Annotated in this window: 17 protein-coding genes and 1 other RNA gene; 10 read left to right on the top strand and 8 right to left on the bottom strand. The window is 30.4% G+C overall.

Going from position 1 to position 17,654, the window contains the following annotated elements; translation table 11 throughout:
* Positions 1 to 47 precede the first annotated feature (47 nt).
* The 6 genes from nadC (at position 48) to priA (ending at position 6,754) form a co-directional block, all read left to right on the top strand.
* Positions 48 to 905, top strand: a complete 858-nt coding sequence (nadC, locus tag ACYEKI_RS18080) for a carboxylating nicotinate-nucleotide diphosphorylase (protein WP_459212617.1) — start codon at positions 48 to 50, stop codon at positions 903 to 905.
* A gap of 10 nt (positions 906 to 915) precedes the next feature.
* A complete protein-coding gene (locus tag ACYEKI_RS18075; RefSeq protein ID WP_459212616.1) occupies positions 916 to 1,833 on the top strand; it encodes a YihY/virulence factor BrkB family protein in 918 nt (305 codons plus the stop codon).
* Positions 1,834 to 2,336: 503 nt separating this feature from the next.
* Positions 2,337 to 2,900 carry a chalcone isomerase family protein gene (locus tag ACYEKI_RS18070; RefSeq protein WP_459212615.1) on the top strand — a complete coding sequence of 188 codons (564 nt, stop codon included), beginning with the start codon at positions 2,337 to 2,339 and terminating at the stop codon, positions 2,898 to 2,900.
* Positions 2,901 to 3,069: 169 nt separating this feature from the next.
* Positions 3,070 to 3,447, top strand: a complete 378-nt coding sequence (locus ACYEKI_RS18065) for a DUF2147 domain-containing protein (protein WP_459212614.1) — start codon at positions 3,070 to 3,072, stop codon at positions 3,445 to 3,447.
* A 109-nt stretch (positions 3,448 to 3,556) separates the two neighbouring features.
* Positions 3,557 to 4,123 (top strand): chalcone isomerase family protein, encoded by a 567-nt coding sequence (locus ACYEKI_RS18060; protein WP_459212613.1) that lies wholly within the window; start codon positions 3,557 to 3,559, stop codon positions 4,121 to 4,123.
* A 177-nt stretch (positions 4,124 to 4,300) separates the two neighbouring features.
* Positions 4,301 to 6,754 carry a replication restart helicase PriA gene (priA, locus tag ACYEKI_RS18055; RefSeq protein WP_459212612.1) on the top strand — a complete coding sequence of 818 codons (2,454 nt, stop codon included), beginning with the start codon at positions 4,301 to 4,303 and terminating at the stop codon, positions 6,752 to 6,754.
* A 50-nt stretch (positions 6,755 to 6,804) separates the two neighbouring features.
* Here priA and ACYEKI_RS18050 read toward each other — a convergent pair whose 3' ends face one another.
* The 3 genes from ACYEKI_RS18050 to ACYEKI_RS18040 all read right to left on the bottom strand — a co-directional run bounded on the left by ACYEKI_RS18050 (position 6,805) and on the right by ACYEKI_RS18040 (position 10,627).
* On the bottom strand, positions 6,805 to 7,587 hold the full coding sequence (locus tag ACYEKI_RS18050) for a carboxypeptidase-like regulatory domain-containing protein (protein WP_459212611.1): 783 nt from the start codon (positions 7,585 to 7,587) through the stop codon (positions 6,805 to 6,807).
* An 81-nt stretch (positions 7,588 to 7,668) separates the two neighbouring features.
* Entirely contained in the window at positions 7,669 to 9,423 is a 1,755-nt protein-coding gene (locus tag ACYEKI_RS18045) for a DEAD/DEAH box helicase (RefSeq protein WP_459212610.1), read from the bottom strand.
* Positions 9,424 to 9,538: 115 nt separating this feature from the next.
* Positions 9,539 to 10,627 (bottom strand): glutaminyl-peptide cyclotransferase, encoded by a 1,089-nt coding sequence (locus ACYEKI_RS18040; RefSeq protein ID WP_459212609.1) that lies wholly within the window; start codon positions 10,625 to 10,627, stop codon positions 9,539 to 9,541.
* 89 nt (positions 10,628 to 10,716) lie between these two features.
* Between ACYEKI_RS18040 and ffs the strand changes: the two genes are divergently transcribed.
* An RNA gene (gene ffs / locus ACYEKI_RS18035) (signal recognition particle sRNA small type) lies at positions 10,717 to 10,815 on the top strand.
* A 215-nt stretch (positions 10,816 to 11,030) separates the two neighbouring features.
* Positions 11,031 to 11,222, top strand: coding sequence for a hypothetical protein (locus tag ACYEKI_RS18030; protein ID WP_459212608.1), 192 nt, complete (start codon positions 11,031 to 11,033; stop codon positions 11,220 to 11,222).
* A gap of 135 nt (positions 11,223 to 11,357) precedes the next feature.
* Here the strand turns inward: ACYEKI_RS18030 and ACYEKI_RS18025 are convergent, their stop codons facing one another.
* Both ACYEKI_RS18025 and ACYEKI_RS18020 read right to left on the bottom strand, forming a co-directional pair.
* Positions 11,358 to 12,449: a DUF4932 domain-containing protein gene (locus ACYEKI_RS18025; RefSeq protein WP_459212607.1), complete on the bottom strand. Its 1,092-nt coding sequence runs from the start codon at positions 12,447 to 12,449 to the stop codon at positions 11,358 to 11,360.
* Between the two features lie 198 nt (positions 12,450 to 12,647).
* Positions 12,648 to 13,520 carry a bile acid:sodium symporter family protein gene (locus ACYEKI_RS18020; protein ID WP_459212606.1) on the bottom strand — a complete coding sequence of 291 codons (873 nt, stop codon included), beginning with the start codon at positions 13,518 to 13,520 and terminating at the stop codon, positions 12,648 to 12,650.
* Between the two features lie 309 nt (positions 13,521 to 13,829).
* On the opposite strand from ACYEKI_RS18020, the gene ACYEKI_RS18015 reads away from it, so the two are divergent.
* Together ACYEKI_RS18015 and fsa are read left to right on the top strand one after the other, a co-directional pair.
* The gene (locus tag ACYEKI_RS18015) at positions 13,830 to 14,648 is read left to right on the top strand and encodes an SDR family oxidoreductase (RefSeq protein WP_459212605.1); all 819 of its coding nucleotides are present in this window, start codon (positions 13,830 to 13,832) and stop codon (positions 14,646 to 14,648) included.
* A 55-nt stretch (positions 14,649 to 14,703) separates the two neighbouring features.
* Positions 14,704 to 15,360: a fructose-6-phosphate aldolase gene (fsa, locus tag ACYEKI_RS18010; RefSeq protein ID WP_459212604.1), complete on the top strand. Its 657-nt coding sequence runs from the start codon at positions 14,704 to 14,706 to the stop codon at positions 15,358 to 15,360.
* A gap of 113 nt (positions 15,361 to 15,473) precedes the next feature.
* On the opposite strand, the gene deoD is transcribed toward fsa, so the two are convergent.
* The 3 genes from deoD to ACYEKI_RS17995 all read right to left on the bottom strand — a co-directional run bounded on the left by deoD (position 15,474) and on the right by ACYEKI_RS17995 (position 17,497).
* On the bottom strand, positions 15,474 to 16,172 hold the full coding sequence (gene deoD / locus ACYEKI_RS18005; RefSeq protein ID WP_459212603.1) for a purine-nucleoside phosphorylase: 699 nt from the start codon (positions 16,170 to 16,172) through the stop codon (positions 15,474 to 15,476).
* Between the two features lie 2 nt (positions 16,173 to 16,174).
* A complete protein-coding gene (gene deoC / locus ACYEKI_RS18000; protein WP_459212602.1) occupies positions 16,175 to 16,819 on the bottom strand; it encodes a deoxyribose-phosphate aldolase in 645 nt (214 codons plus the stop codon).
* A 198-nt stretch (positions 16,820 to 17,017) separates the two neighbouring features.
* Complete coding sequence (locus ACYEKI_RS17995) at positions 17,018 to 17,497, bottom strand: hypothetical protein (RefSeq protein WP_459212601.1); 480 nt, start codon at positions 17,495 to 17,497, stop codon at positions 17,018 to 17,020.
* Positions 17,498 to 17,654: the final 157 nt, after the last annotated feature.

Genomic DNA, 17,654 nt, shown 5'->3' with positions numbered 1-17,654 from the left:
AAAAGTTAGGAATTACTTTTTTACATTAGCAAAAATAACGTTTAGAAATGATAAGTAAAGCACAATTTGACAAAGAGATTGATTTGATAATTGCCAATGCTATTAGAGAAGATGTTGGTGATGGAGATCATAGTTCTTTAGCTTGTATTCCAGATACTACAACAGGAAAAGCTAAACTATTAGTAAAGGATGAAGGAATATTAGCAGGTGTTGATTTTGCAAAAAAAGTGTTTGCTTATGTAGATGCTAATCTAGAAGTAGAAGTATTAATAGAAGATGGAACGCCTGTAAAATATGGAGATATAGCATTTTATGTATCAGGAAGTTCTTTGTCAATTCTAAAAGCCGAGCGCTTAGTACTTAATGCAATGCAACGTATGAGTGCTATTGCTACCAAGACAAATTCGTTTGTAACGTTATTAGAAGGAACAGCAACCAAAGTTTTGGATACTAGAAAAACGACACCTGGGATAAGAGCCTTAGAAAAATGGGCTGTCAAGATAGGTGGAGGAGAAAATCATCGTTTTGCTTTATACGATATGATTATGTTAAAGGATAACCATATTGATTTTGCAGGCGGAATAACCAAAGCCATAGAAAAGACTAAGAACTATTTAAAGGAAACAAATCGAGACCTTAAAATTATCGTAGAAGCGAGAAACCTAGAAGAGATAGAAGAGATATTAAAAACACCAGGAGTATATCGTATCTTGATAGATAATTTTAATTATGAAGATACACGTAAAGCGGTGGCTATGATAGGTGATACTTGTCTTACAGAATCAAGTGGAGGAATAAATGAAGATACCATACGACATTATGCAGAATGTGGTGTGGATTATATCAGTAGTGGAGCATTAACACATTCTGTATATAATCTAGATTTAAGCCTTAAAGCCGTATAAGATTTTACAGATGCCTAGACAGCTAGAAGAAAAACTTTTAAAGATACCTGTCCTATCAATTCTGGTAAAACTTGGTAAAAAGATTGTTTTACCAGGATTTGTAGGCTTATCATTATATGATTTAGTAGAAAGTTATTTATTAGGGATCATTAAAGGAACTTTTTCTGCTAGAGCAAGTGCTATTTCTTGGAGCTTTTTTATAGCGATATTTCCTTTTTTACTATTTACTTTAAACTTAATCCCATATATTCCTATAACAAACTTTCAAGAAGGATTTCTAGCATTTATAAAAGAAATATTACCTTCTCACACATGGGAATTTTTTGAACAAATCATAAAAGATGTTGCTATAAACCCTAGAGGAACCTTATTATCAACAACTTTTATTTTGTCAATTTTTTTAATGTCAAATGGAGTCAATGCTGTTTTTTCTGGATTTGAATATTCTTATCATGTGACCTTAAATCGCAATTTTATAAAGCAATATGCTGTTGCGTTAGGAGTTTCTTTGGTCATAGCAATGTTACTATTAACGACAGTAGTGTTTACGTTATATTTTTCTTATCTCGTAAGTAACCTCAATAACATGGGAGTTGTTGATGATTCGATTTTTTGGTTAATGATAGGTAAATATGTTATTTGGGTTTTAATGATCTTTTTTACCGTTTCTATTCTGTTTTATTTTGGAGTAACAGAAGGTAGAGATAGTCGTTTTTTCTCACCTGGAGCTATAATGACTACCATTCTTATTATTATTACGACATATTTGTTTGGAATCTACATAGACAATTTCTCTACATACAATAAATTATATGGTTCAATTGGAGCATTATTAATATTAATGCTTTATATATGGCTTAATGCAAATCTTCTCTTATTAGGCTTTGAACTAAATGCATCTTTAAATAAACTGAAAAAGAAAAACTAAGAAAAAGATGTAATTTGTTTTAACATAAAACTATTAAAAAACGATTTCATGTATAGTTTTTAAAAGATAAATATGTTAAAAAATAAAAAAAAGAATAAGTCAAAATAAGAAATAATAATTGCCCAAAAAGACAATTTTACTTTTTTTGAAATGCTAAAATGAATACGATAGCCTTACTTTTTTGAAATTCAAAAATAAAAAATAAGTTAAAAAAATATTAAAAAAGAAAGTTGTTGATAATGAGGTTTTTCAGTACTTGAAAAGAGATTATACAGTAATTTTTTTGTGATCAGAATCACACTTCTTTGTAATTTTTATTGTTGGATTACTACTATAGTGTAGGAAAACAAACAAATAGGATTAAATACCACCCTATTGAGATGATAGGAAATGTAAAACGTTAAAAATTAACTGTTTTTTAACGTTTTATTGTGCATGCATAGCAATTTTAATTATCTTTGTTCGGTGATAAAATTTTGTCCAGCAAAAAAATAACAGAAGTAATGAGGAGAATTTTTTTAGTATTAGTAGCCCTAATTTCGTTGACAACAGCTACAGCTCAAATTAGAATTGGAAAAGCTATTTTGCCTTACGAAGAAAATAGGGGAGACGTTAACTTAAAATTGAATGGAGCAGGAATGCGTCAATTATTATGGATCGACTTATATGCAGGAGGATTGTATTTACAAAACAGAAGTAAAGATCCAAAAGCTATTTTAGATGCAGATGAAACAATGTCGATTAAATTGAATATTGTATCAAAATTTATTACACAGCAAAAAATGATTAACGCTGTGCGTGAAGGATTTCAGAAAGCTACATTTGGAAATACAGCAGCTTTAGATGAAAGAATTCAAGAATTTATTGGATTCTTTTCAGAGCCAATAGTAAAGAATGACATTTTTGATATTGCATATATTAAAGATGAAGGAGTTAAAGTTTACAAGAATGATAAAGAATTAGGTATCATTAAAGGTAGAGACTTTAAATATGCACTTTTTAAAATTTGGCTTGGGGAAGAGCCTGCTAGTGAAAGTGTTAAAGAAGGAATGCTAGGTTTGCAATAATAAACTCAATTATAAGCTTATCCAGAACAGTCTTAAGAAAATCTTAAGGCTGTTTTTTTTTGCATAGATTTTAGTATATTAAGAGACTATTAACAAATTAATTCGAATCAATATGTGGAGTAATTCCAAAACTATGTTTTTTTTATGTGCTATATTATTTAGCATTAGCATGACATCGCAATCAGTAATAGGTAAATGGAAAACGATAGATGATAATACTGGTGAAGCCAAGTCAATTGTTGAAATTTATAAGGATAATGATGGTAAATATTACGGCAAAATTTTAGAACTAATGAATAAAGCTGAAGAAGATAAGCTTTGTACAGAATGTGACGGGGAAGATTATAACAAACCAGTAAAAGGTATGGTAATTATCAAAGCTTTATCTAAAGATGGAGAAGAATATAGTGGAGGAACAATCACAGATCCCAAAAATGGAAAAGTATATAGATGTAAGATATGGGTTGACGAAGATGATCCACAACGACTTAATGTAAGAGGATATATAGCATTCTTATTTAGAACTCAACAATGGATTAAAGTATAATTAGAATTGAATCCTAAATACGTGAGAATTAAGCATAATTTAACATTTTTTTTGTCAGGTTTTTTTATCTAAATAGACTCAATAGTCATATCTGTAAAAAACAACAACCATGAAAAAAACAATTCTATTTTGTATGCTTATAGCCATTAGTGCTATGGGGTTTTCTCAAATCCGTATAGGTAATGTAGTACTTCCTTATAAATTAAGTTTTGAAGGAGAAGAATTAACCTTAAATGGAGCGGGAATGCGTAGTGTACTTAGTGTAGATACCTACTCTGGAGGACTATACACACAAAATAAGTATAACGATCCTAAAGAAGTATTAGATTCTGACGAAAGTATGGCTATACGTTTAAATATAGTTTCAAAAAGAGTAACTAATAAACGTATGACAAAAGTATTTAAAAAAGGATTTGATGACGCTATGTATGGCAATACAGAAACATTGCAAACACGTATAGATGAATTTTTAAAAATATTTGGAGCTGCTATTAATGTAAATGATTTCTTTGATTTTGTTTATATTAAAGGTGGAAATTTAAAGACATATAAAAACGGAGAGTTTATAGGCGAAATCAAAGGTAGAGATTTTAAATATGCATTATTTAAAATTTGGTTAGGTGATGAGCCAGCTTGTGCACTAATTAAAAACGGAATGTTAGGAATTCAAAAATAACAATATTTATTACTTGAGATAAAAGCGGTATAGGAGCAATCTTATATCGCTTTTTATTTGAAGAGGATTATTCTTTAGATATAAAAACAATGCGATACAAAAACTGTATTTTTGTCCTTATCTTAAATAAGAAGGGATGAGATATACTCCCGATATGTAGACACAGTTTTATCTTTTATGGATTATTTTATAGATGTTATTTTACCAGTTCCGTTGCACAAAGAATTTACCTATAGTGTAAACAAAGACGAAGCAGGTTTTTTAAAACCAGGAATGCGGGTAGCAGTTCCTTTTGGAAAAACTAAAATGTATGCAGGAATTGTAACAAAAATACATCAGTCTGAACCTCAATTATACGAAGCCAAGGAAATCGATCATATTCTTGACGAAGAACCTATCGTTACAGAAAAGCAGTTAGTATTATGGAATTGGATGGCTTCATATTATATGGCATCTATAGGAGAAATTGAAAGAACGGCTTTACCTAATGCCTTTTTGTTAGAGAGTGAAACTATTATTCTTAAGAATGATAAAGAGACAATAGATATTGAGACTTTAAAAGAAGATGAATATCTAGTTTATGAAGCATTACAATACCAAAGTTTGCTTAAAGTGCAAGAAGTAATGAGTATTGTTAACAAGAAAAAGGTTTTACCTGTAATCAAACGATTACTCGAAAAAGGAGTAATAACGGTACAAGAGGAAATCTATGAGCAGTATAAACCCAAATTAGTTAGATTTATACGATTACATCCACAACACGAAGGAGATAATGCACTACAAAAATTATTAGAAAAAGTAAGTAGAGCACCTAAACAGAAAGAAGTACTTCTAAAATATTTTACATTACAAGCATCAAGCAAAAAAGGTATAAAAGTAAAAGACTTAATTCAAGTTGCAAACTCAACAGCAGCCGTTGTAAAAGGTCTTGTGAAAAAAGAAATATTTGAAGAATATCATTTACAGACTGATAGAATAGCATATGACGGAAAAGCAGTTGAAGAAACTTCATCCTTAAATCCTTATCAAGAAACGGCTTTAGCACAAATTAAAGAAACTTTTGAAACCAAAGATGTTTGTTTATTACATGGAGTGACTTCTTCTGGTAAAACAGAGATATACATCAAGTTAATAGAAGATGTCCTGAATCAAGGGATGCAAGTCTTGTATTTGTTACCAGAAATAGCACTTACTACTCAGTTAATATGGAGATTACAAAAGCATTTTGGAGATAGGCTAGGAGTGTATCATTCAAAATATTCTATACATGAGCGAGTAGAAGTCTGGAATAATGTTTTAAAAAATAAATCAAAAGCTCAAGTAATTATAGGAGCGCGATCAGCAATATTTTTACCATTTCAAGATTTAGGTTTAATTGTTGTAGACGAAGAGCATGAAACAACTTTTAAACAGTTTGATCCAGCACCTAGATATCATGCAAGAGATACGGCTATTGTTTTAGGAAACTTGTTTAAAGCAAAAATAGTATTAGGATCAGCTACACCAGCGATAGAAACTTATTATAATGCAAAGCGACAAAAATATGGCTTGGTGGAATTAACTAGAAGACATGGTAATGTATTGATGCCTGATATTTCTTTGGTAGATATCAAAGAAAAGTATCGTAAAAAAAGAATGAAAGGACATTTTAGCGATACGCTTTTAAAGCAAATGGAGGAGACGTTAAAAGAAGGAGATCAAGTGATCTTATTTCAAAATAGAAGAGGTTTTTCTCCAGTTACAGAATGTACAACTTGTGGTCATTCTCCTCAATGCCCTAATTGTGATGTGAGTTTGACATATCACCAATACCGTAACCAATTGAGATGTCATTATTGCGGATACCATATAGCTATGATGCAACAGTGTCACGCATGTGGTAGTACAGCATTAACGACCAAAGGTTTTGGTACAGAGCAAATCGAAAAAGAGTTATTAGAATTGTTTCCTGAGCATAAAATAGGCCGTATGGACCAGGATACTACTAGGGGTAAAAATGGACACGCAAAAATTATCACAGCATTAGAACAAGGAGAAATTGATATCTTGGTAGGAACACAAATGTTAACCAAAGGTTTGGATTTTAAAAATGTAAGTTTAGTAGGTGTTTTAAATGCAGATAATATGCTCAATTTTCCTGATTTTAGAGCTCATGAGCGTAGTTTTCAATTAATACAACAAGTAGCAGGAAGAGCAGGAAGAAGTTTAAAAAGAGGAAAAGTACTCATACAGACTTATAATCCACATCATCAAATCTTACAACAAGTATCGGTTAATGATTATCAATCGATGTATAAAGATCAAATAGAAGAAAGACATCAATATAAATACCCACCGTTTTATCGATTGATTAAGATCACTTGTAAACATAAAGATTATCAAAAAGTAAATGATGGTTCTTTATGGTTAGCCAAAAGTATGAGAAGCTTGTTTAAAGAATTTGTATTAGGTCCAGAATACCCACCAGTAGCGAGAATAAGAAATCAATACCATAAGCACATTTTAATTAAGATACCACAAGGACAATCTATTAAACAAACTAAATTAGCAATACATAAAATACTGAATAAGTTTGCTATAATAAAAGAATTCTCTGGAGTTCGTATTTTGATTAATGTAGATAATCAATAAAAAATAAGCCTCGTTTTTAAACGAGGCTTATTTTTTTGATATATTTTTAATTACTTACGTTGAAGTAATTTATGTTCTTCATAACACCCACTAATAGCATCAAGAATCTGTAAATCATTAGCAAATTTGATAAAATCTTCAGAGTAGTTACAATGCCTTAAAATCTCGTCTACATCAATACGATCAACTTTTAATAAAGCCATTAAAGCTTCTCTATCAAATTTACTTTCAAGAAGACTTTTAATCTTATCATCCTGTTTCATCTTACGTAGCTTACGTAACTCTTTTCCACGTTTACTAAACGTATTATATAAGAAATCAGCAGGATTAAAAATAGCATTTAAGGTTTTGGTTACTGCACTAGGTTGTTTGTTACCACCTTCATAACCAGTATTTAAACCAGAAATACTGTATCTGTAGTTATCATAGATCGGAATCTTTTTTGCATCGATTTCTAAGTATCCTGTAAGCGGAATTTCAGAAACGGTTACTTCTTCTAGAGCAATTCCTAATTCTGTCATTTTAATTTTAACATCTCCAAATTTTAACCAATCGTTTGTAACACGAACTTTTAAGGGTTTAAAACCTATATAGCTAAAATATAAAGTATCATTTACTTTTGCAGGGATATTAAAATCACCTTCGTTATCAGTAATAGTACCTACTACTTGACTTAGGTTAAGAATGTGTACGTTTTGTAGTTTTACATCATTTGCAGCATTCAATACCTTTCCAGAAATAACATCTTTTTGAGTAGTTTCTGAAGTGTTTTCTTGAGCAAACGAAGAAAAAGCAGTTAAAAAAAGTAATATAATTAATAAAGTTCTTTTCATGTACATATATAAGACGTATAAATTTACAGAAGTTAACATATTAAACGTATATAAACTATATTACTTTTTTATAAAAATTAATTAGTTGCGATCACTACGTCTTCTACGATCTCTTCTTTTGTTATCATTGTTTTTATGATCTCTATCACCTCTTCTTCTAGGTTTAAAATCATCACTACGACGATTTCCTTTAAAACCACCTCTATTATCTCCACGACGTCTTCCGCCACGATCTCTACGGCCTCCTGAGTTTTTAGAGATTTCTACATTAACACTTCTTCCTTCAAGTTTGAAATTCTCAAAGATAGAAAGTACTTTGTCTTGCTCTTCTGGAGCAGTGTTAAAGAAAGAGAAGTTTTCTTTTACATCAACTCTACTCACACCATCTCTACCTAGACTTAATGTTTCTTTTAAGAAGTCTTTTAAAGACATCCAATCAAAACCATCCTTTTGTCCGATATTGATAAAGTAACGAATAGATCCATTATGAGATCTTCCACCATCTTGATCATTAACAGAGTTAAGATCTTTGGCATTTTTATAATAATTATGGAAACGAGAGAACTCAACAGAGAAGAATTTTTTAATTAATTCTTCTTTTGTAAATTCTTCAAGCACTTCGTTAATAGATGGTAAATAACTATCAATTTCATGATTGATTTCCGAAGTTTTAATATCATTAGCTAAATGAAATAATTGTACTTGACATATTTCATCACCACTAGGGATTTCTTTTCTTTCGAAAGAATTTTTGATAATACGCTCAATAGATTTGATCTTGCGCACTTCACTCTTAGAAACAATAACCATAGAAGTACCGTTTTTACCAGCACGACCTGTACGACCACTACGGTGTGTATACGTTTCTATTTCGTCAGGTAATTGATAATTAATAACGTGTGTTACATCATCAACATCTATACCTCTTGCTGCAACATCAGTAGCAACAAGCATTTGTATTTGACGATTTCTAAAACTCTTCATTACCAAATCACGTTGATTCTGACTTAAATCCCCGTGTAAAGCAGCAGCATTATAACCATCTTCGATTAAATTTTCAGCAACTTTTTGAGTATCTCTTTTGGTACGACAAAAAATTACAGAAAAGATATCGGGATTAGCATCGGCTAATCTTTTTAAAGCCAAATAACGATCTCTAGAATTTACCAAGTAGTATTCATGAGAAACATTTTTTGATCCAGTGTTTTTATGTCCTACAGTAATTTCTACTGGAGTTTTCATAAAGCGTTTTGCTATAGAAGCTACTTCTCTAGGCATAGTAGCAGAGAATAACCATGTGCTTTTCTCTTCTGGAGTATGTGATAAAATGGTATTGATATCTTCATAGAATCCCATGTTTAACATTTCATCTGCTTCGTCAAGAACACAATACTCGATATTAGATATATTAACCATTTTACGGTTAATCATATCTTGCATACGACCTGGAGTAGCTACAATAATATGTGCTCCACGTTTAATATCTCTAGCTTGTTCTTGAATACTAGCTCCTCCATAAATAGCCACGGTGTGTAGGCCTTTAATGAATTTTGAATAATTTTTTAATTCATTAGCAATCTGTAAACAAAGTTCGCGAGTAGGAGATAAGATTAATCCTTGTGTAGTACGGCTATTTACATCAATCTTTTCTATCAAAGGAAAACCAAAAGCTGCGGTTTTTCCTGTACCCGTTTGCGCCAATGCTACAATATCTGTATCCTCTTCTAATAAAATCGGAATGGCCTTTGCTTGTATGTCACTGGGTTCTGTAAAGCCCATAGCATCTACGGCCTTAATTATAGCTTCTCCTAACCCTAACTCTTCAAATTTGTTCATATACTTAAAATAAAGCCGCAAAGGTACATTTTATTATGATTATACAATAATAACTGTCTATTTATTATAATGTTTCAATAAAATGTATAACTATTTGTATATGAGTGTATTATTTTTAATTGGGTTTTACAACTTCGATTTCAAATATTTTATCCCAATTTTTCCCTGTTACAAACAGTTGATTTGAATCAGATTTATAAGCAATACCATTTAAAACATCTAATTCTTCATGTTGTGTAACATGAGTGCGAAGACTTCTTAAATCAATTACAGCTTCAAGTGCTCCATTTTTAGGATTAATAATAGAGATACTTTCTTTCAATTTACTTTTATCTGTAGCTCCATTTTTAGGCCAGGTATTGGCATAGATTTTACCATTAACCCATTCTAATTCGTTGAAATTAGATTTTACACTTTTATTTGTGGTAATCTGGATAGCTCCTTTTTCGGCTAAAGTTTCAGCATCTAATAACCATATTTTATTTGAACCATCACTTTTATAGATTGTAGTACCATCATTACATAGTCCCCATCCTTGTTTACTTTGTCCATAAGAGAAGTTTCCTGTTTTTTCTAAAGAAGCCAAATCATATACAAAACCTTGTTTTGCTAACCAAGTTAGTTGATAAATCTTATTATTAAGTATAGTAATTCCTTCTGCAAAATACTGTTGAGGAACATCTTTTTTGAGTAATACTTTCCCTGTTTTATAGTCAACTTTTCTTAATGAAGAAAATCCATTTTGGCCAGTACTCTCATATAAGGTATCACCTACAAACTCTAATCCTTGTGTAAATGCTTTTTGATCATGAGGATAAGAAGCAATGATATTGAATTTATATAATTGTGGTGCTTTATTATTAAGTAAAGTGATCTTCTTATCTAATTTTTGTGATGTGTTTTCAAAGAATACTTCTATAGCTACAGTATGGTTTCCTAGTTTTTCTGTATCAAATTTTTCTGAAAAAGAAGTTGCATTTGTAGTAAGCGCTGTTTTTTTACCTTGAAAAGTATAGGTTACAGAATCGATTACTTTATTTTTTGGATTCTTTATACCGATATTTAAGGTTTCTCCTAGCTTAAATTTGGTCTGTTTATTAGGAATTTCGGCAGAAAAGAAATTTTTTTTCTTTCCTGTATTACTTCCGCATGAAATAAGTGTTAAAGATAATATAGTGAATGTTAATAATTTATGTATTTTCATGACTCAGATTTAATTTTTGAGCAAGATATTTATTTTAATTCGAGTAAAAAAATGCTTGCAGAACTAAAGAAAGGTTGTATATTTGCACCCGGCAAGTCCTACACAACTAGCTCCTGTTGAATCCTCCAGGGCGGGAACGCAGCAAAGGTAAACGGTTGTAGCGGTGTGATGTAGGTAGCTTGCCTTTTTTTATGCAATAAAGTTACCTTCTTGACTTTGAAAGTCAATACAAATCATTCCCTTTTTTAATTCATTTTTAATATTGAAAAAAGTTTAAAGTGTGTCGATTTAAATAATTGTTAATTAGTAGAATACCTTACTTATTTTGTGGTTTTTCAGAATACATAATAGAGAATAATTGATTAAACTTGTAAATACAATCTAATCTTAAAATCTTATAATCATGAAAGAAAAAATTTTCAATCTAGAAGGGGTAATCAAATTAAATAGACATGAACAAAAGCAAATCTTTGCAGGAAGGCAAAGTTGTAGAACACATCGTGACTGTATTGTAAGAGATGATAATGGACAAGTTTTAGAAGTAGGTATTTGTATGATGTATAGACCTCCATATTTTGGAGTTTGTGAATACTAAAAAGAACTAATCATAGAAAACCTATTCAGATATGAATAGGTTTTTTTCTATAAAGAAACTAAAATACTTTTAATGGATTGTTATATACCAGACATTTTGAATTATTTATTACATCTGATTTTTTATTAATATAGACTATTTGTGTTTTGATTTAGAAGCTTCTTTAATGAGATTAATACATTCTACATAGATGCTTTCAAACGGAATTTTATTTTCTGGTTGATAATCGCTTAAGCGTTTGTAAATTTCTTTTCTTACATCTTCACATTTGTTTACATAAAAATCATGACCTCCGTTATTATTATCAAATCTTTTCATCATCGCAGCTTGAAGTGGAAACACAATCATATGATCAACTTTATTCATTATTTGAGTATCACTACAGTCTTCACAAATTGATTTATATTGAGTTAAATCTCCGATATGTTTTTTTAATAATTTTGTTGTAAAAAGATGAGAGGTTTCATGATATAAAATACCTCTAATCGAATTGTTTAAAACCATAGATTCGTTTGTTTCATTTGGCTTTATATAATCATCACAATAATTTATCAAAATAAGCGCTCTTTTATTTGAATTGTAATTGTCATAGAAATCTATAGCTTTATTATTCGCATTATTAGTGAGTTCTACAAATACAACTAGTTCTAATCCGTCTTGTTTCTCTTGGTAAAAATCCATTACTTTTCCGAAAAGATTTTCTTCAGAAACTTCATTTTCAATTTTTGAAATGGCATTTTGATAATATTCTTTATTGTTCTCAAAAAACTTATGGAATCCTGACTTTTGATAAAAGTCGAGCATCAAAGGTTGTATAGAATCAAGTGTCTCTTTTTTTAAACCATAAGATTTGAGTTTTTTTTCATAAGTACTGTCAAATTCAAAATTTTCTAAGCTTTTATACATCAGCCCAATAGTCGAGAAATCAATTCCTATGTTTTCGTCTTCATATACCCATTCAATAAGAGGGTGTTTTTTAAATGGTAAAAAGTGTTCGTTAACTCTTTTTAAATAAGCTGTTTGACAAGGTCTAATATCTTCTGGTAAAACATCTTGTACTGCAAGGTTAAAAATTGTTCGAAAAAATTCTGTTCGTTCATCAATTTTAAAAACAACTTTGTTATTAATAAGGTTTTCTGTTGTTAATTCTTTATTCGGTTGTTTTTCTTTACATCCAAGAATTATTAAAGTAATTAAGATGTTGATTAGAAAAGATAGTCGTTTCATTGATATATTTTTATCATGATAGATGATACTTACTATAGAATGTTACAATAGGAGTTAATATTCTTTATTTAGGAGGCATAATCTAAAAAGATATTTATAGTTTAAATAATAGGAATTTCTTTCTCAAGTTTAGAATATGGCTAAAATTAAAACCAATAAGTAGTTCATTTTTCTAATTGAAATTAATTCTTTCTATTTCTAATCTACGTTAGATCTTTTTCCGAGCTGCCACATTAAAATTCCTCCAGTAAGGAACATCCATATAGCGTATGCTCCAGTAGGAATTCCCATTTCTATATTGTTTAATATGGTTGTAGCAATAACAATGGCAAGTGTTCCGTTTTGTATTCCGCTCTCAATAGTAATAGAAATAGCATTTCTTAAATCTAATTTAAAAAACCTTGAGGTTAAATAACCTAATCCCATTGTTAATAGATTTAATAAAAGCGTAACTAGGCCTACATCTTTCATTGCCTTACCTATTATATTTAGATTAGCGACTATTACAGCAATAAAAACAATAATAAAAATTACAGTTGAAGCAAGACGCATTGGTTTTTCCATTCGATTGGCAAAATTTGGTTTAAGCTTTCGAATAAACATACCTATAGATATAGGTATAACTGTAATGACCATTATTTGTAATATGGTATCTAATATGGGTAATTTTATTATGCTATCGGTATCAGCGCCAAAATAATCAATTGAATAAGACAAAATAAATGGAATTGTAACGATACTAACAAAACTTGTTATAGCTGTTAATGAAACCGACAAAGCAATATTTCCCCTACTAACTTGGGTTATCAAATTACTAGTAGCACCTCCTGGGCAGGCTGCCAAAATCATTAATCCAACAGCCATTATTGGGCTTAAGTTAAAGACTACGGCTAATGAAAAACCAATAATTGGTAAAAGGATAAGTTGATTGGTTAGACCAATTAAAATTGCTTTGGGATATTTTATAATTCTAGTAAAATCGGCAGGAACTAAAGTCATTCCCATCCCAAGCATAATGATAGCAAGAGATAATGGTAAAAATACTTTACTTATAATTTCGGTAGCAGTCATAGGATTATTAATTAGTCAATGTTGTTAGTTAGAGTATTGAGTAGAGTAATAAGTTACTCTATAAAAGAATGTTTCTTAAATGTTGTATACTAATATAATAGACTTTAATGAGTTCTCAAATTATTTAGTGTTACTTGTATATAAAATTTTATTTTTCTTTTTTGAAATTATGATTTATATAAGTGAAATCAGCTCTTTTGAGAGGTGTTTAGTAAGAAGATATTTCAAGAGAAAGATTTTACTTTTGAGATAGGTTTAGTTTTTTAATAAGAATTATGCATACGTTTAAAAAAAACTGATATTTGTGGTATGAGTAAGCAATCTAAATCAGAAGTAGTTTTAATAACAGGAGGTTCTTCGGGAATAGGAAAATCTATAGGAGAATATTTATTACAGCACGGGTATATCGTTTATGGTACCAGTCGTAATCCAGATCGCTATAGTGATTCGATCATCCCTTTGATAGCGTTAGATGTTACTAAGGTAGCAAGTATAAATAATGCTATAGCAACTATTAAAGAAAAAGAAGGAAGATTAGATATTCTAATTAATAATGCAGGTGCTGGAATTACAGGACCTATAGAAGAAATACCTGAAGAAGAAATTCAGAAAAATTTTGATACTAATTATTTTGGTCCGCTTAACGTTATTAAAAGCGCATTGCCTTTAATGAGATCTCAAAAAAAAGGACTTATCATTAATATTACTTCTATAGCAGGATATATGGGATTACCATATAGAGGGATTTATAGTGCTTCTAAGGCAGCTTTGGAGATTACCACAGAAGCATGGCGTATGGAGTTAAAGCCTTTTAATATAGAAATGACTAATGTAGCTCCTGGAGATTTTGCTACCAATATAGCAGCAGGAAGATTTCATGCACCGATTATAAAAGACTCGCCATATGAAGAAGTCTATGGGAATACTTTAGAATTAATGGATGAACATGTAGATGCAGGAAAAGATCCTTTAGAGATGGCAAAAGCAGTACTAGCTATTATTAAAAGACCTAAGCCTAAAGTTCATTATAAAGTAGGAGAATTTATGCAGAAGTTTTCTATTGTATTAAAAAGAATACTTCCGGATAAAATGTATGAGAAATTATTAATGAATCATTATAAGTTGTAATTTTGAACTTTCAAAAAAGAACAAAAAATAGTATTTAATATATAAACAGAGCACTATGAAATTTTTTATAGATACCGCAAATCTTGATCAAATCAAAGAAGCCCAAGATTTAGGAGTATTAGATGGAGTTACAACAAACCCATCTTTAATGGCCAAAGAGGGAATTACTGGAAGAGAAAATATCTTGAATCACTATAAAAAAATCTGTGAAATAGCTACAGGAGATGTTAGTGCAGAGGTAATTGCTACAGATTATGAAGGAATGATCAAAGAAGGAGAAGAGTTGGCGGCACTTCATGAGCGTATTGTAGTTAAGATACCAATGATCAAAGATGGAGTGAAAGCAATTAAATACTTTAGTGATAAAGGAATCAAAACAAACTGTACCTTAGTATTTTCTGCAGGACAAGCGTTATTAGCTGCCAAAGCAGGAGCGACTTATGTATCTCCATTTATAGGAAGGTTAGATGATATCTCTACTGATGGTCTAAACCTTATTGCAGAGATAAGATTGATTTATGATAACTATAATTTTGAAACTGAAATTTTAGCAGCATCTGTACGTCATACTATGCACGTATTAGAATGTGCAAAAATCGGTTCTGATGTAATGACTGGACCATTATCATCTATAGAAGGTTTATTAAAACACCCTCTTACTGATATAGGATTAGAAAAATTCTTGGCAGATTACAAAAAAGGAAATAGCTAAGAATATTTTAGAAATAAAATAATTAAAGAGACCGAAAATAATTGATATTATTCTCGGTCTCTTTTTTAATATATGCTTGTATATTATTATATAATGAGTAAATTCTTTAATAGTTAAGCTAATGATAGGGCTATTTCTATCATTGGCTTAAAAGAAGATTCACGTTCTTGAGCTGTAGTTTGTTCACCAGTAACTAATGAATCTGAAATAGTAAGAATACTTAAAGCATTTACATTGTGTTTTGCTGCAATAGAATACAGTCCAGCTGTTTCCATTTCAACACACAAGACTCCCATAGCACTCCATTTTTTATAATTTTCAAACTGATCTTCATAAAATACATCTGCAGACAAAACGTTTCCAGCTTTTATAGCAATGTCATTTTTTTGTGCGTATTGTAATGCTTTTTGAAATAGCTCAAAATTTGCAGTAGGGGCATAATAAGCGTTAGGAAAACGGTTACTATTAATACTCGAAGTAGTAGACGCAGCCATGGCGATAACAATATCTCTTAATGTTACTTCTTGTTGATAGGATCCTGCCGAACCTACTCTAATCAAATTTTTGACTCCATATTGTGTAATCAATTCATGACAATAGATAAGTGTAGAGGGAATTCCCATTCCTGTTCCTTGTACAGAAATACGTTTACCTTGATATGTTCCTGTATATCCATACATTCCTCTTACCGTATTGTAACATTCGGATTGCTCTAGAAAAGTTTCTGCAATCCATTTGGCACGCATGGGATCGCCTGGGAGTAAAACTGTTTCGGCAATAGTCCCTTGTTTTGCATTGATATGTAAACTCATGACTAACTATTTTTAACTATAGAAATACCAGAGGAGGTACCAATACGAGATACACCTAATGAAATATAACTGTTAGCCGTATCGGTATCTCTAATTCCTCCTGAAGCTTTGATCTGTAGGGCATCTTTTACTTCACTCTTCATCAGGGCAATATCCTCTGGGGTGGCGCCACCTGTACCAAAACCTGTTGAGGTTTTTATAAAATCTGCACCAGCTTCAAGAGCAGCATTACTAGCTATGCGTTTCTCTTGATCGGTGAGATAGCAATTTTCTAAGATTACTTTTAAGGTATGATGACCAATTACTTTTTTTATAGCTTTAATTTCATCTGTGATAGCTTGTATTTCTTCAGATTTTAAGAGTCCAATATTGATAACCATATCGATCTCTGTAGCTCCATTTTCTATAGCATCTTGTGCTTCAAAAACTTTTGATGCTGTAGTATTTGCTCCAAGAGGAAATCCTACAACAGCAGCTACTTTTATATCGGTATCTTTTAATTCGTTTACAGCAAGAGTTACATAAGCGCCATTGACACAAACAGCATAAAAATTATAAGTTTTAGCTTCTTTACACAAGTTTTTTATGTCTTGTACAGTGGCTGTAGCTTTGAGTATAGTATGATCGATATAAGTTGAAAGATTCATAGATGAAATTTAAGCGATGGCAATATTAGGCTAACTAGCAAGTGAAAACTATGATAATAATCATTTTTTTGATGAAAAAAATATGATATTAACTATAGAGTCTATTTAATTTAATGATAATATGACGCATCAATTAGTACGTAAACAAAGATATTGAAAAGGAGAAATTTTGTCAGCTAATAAGACTAGAAAATAATATTAAAGTGATTCTAATTTTACTATTTCTAATTGATAATCGTATTGTAAATCTTCATGTAATTTGGTAACCTTTTTTTGTATGGCTAATAACTCTCTATGATATAAGTTTTTTAATATGGTACTCTTTTTTATAGAGGGAGAAAAATGTTTAAGTTTTGTACAAAAATATAAGAGTAATTCAACTTCGGTTTCTTTTTGCTTAGAATAGCGAATGTAGGTTTTAAGCCGTCTTAGAATTTTACGAATACTTTTCTTTATAAAATAGAAAGATTGAGTGTTGATCTCTTCAAATAAAAGATCTATTTCTTCTTTTACTGATTGGATATATCCTTCTTCATGATCAGATTCAAAAAGTAAATATGTAAGTAACTCTTTATTTTCTTTTTTAAATTTTGATAAGTGTAAACATAATTCAACTAATTCACTTTGTGATCGTTGATTAAGTTCTGTTTTGATTTCTTTTACAGATAGCGCTTTCATAGATAAAACGAAAATACTAAATACCCGTGGTGCATTTGAAGAAAGTTGTGCAAACTACTAAATAGCAGTAAATTGAAGTAACGACACTTTAATTTATATGCACAACTTTAGCGCAAATTTCGAGAAAATAATGGGTGTTTTGAAAAAATTGGAGGTA

The sequence above is a fragment of the Aquimarina rhabdastrellae genome, assembly GCA_947387485.1.
In the GTDB taxonomy this organism is placed as follows: Bacteria; Bacteroidota; Bacteroidia; order Flavobacteriales; family Flavobacteriaceae; genus Aquimarina.
The sequence above is the reverse complement of the archived record's forward strand: the minus strand, read 5'-3'. Positions and strand labels throughout refer to the sequence as shown.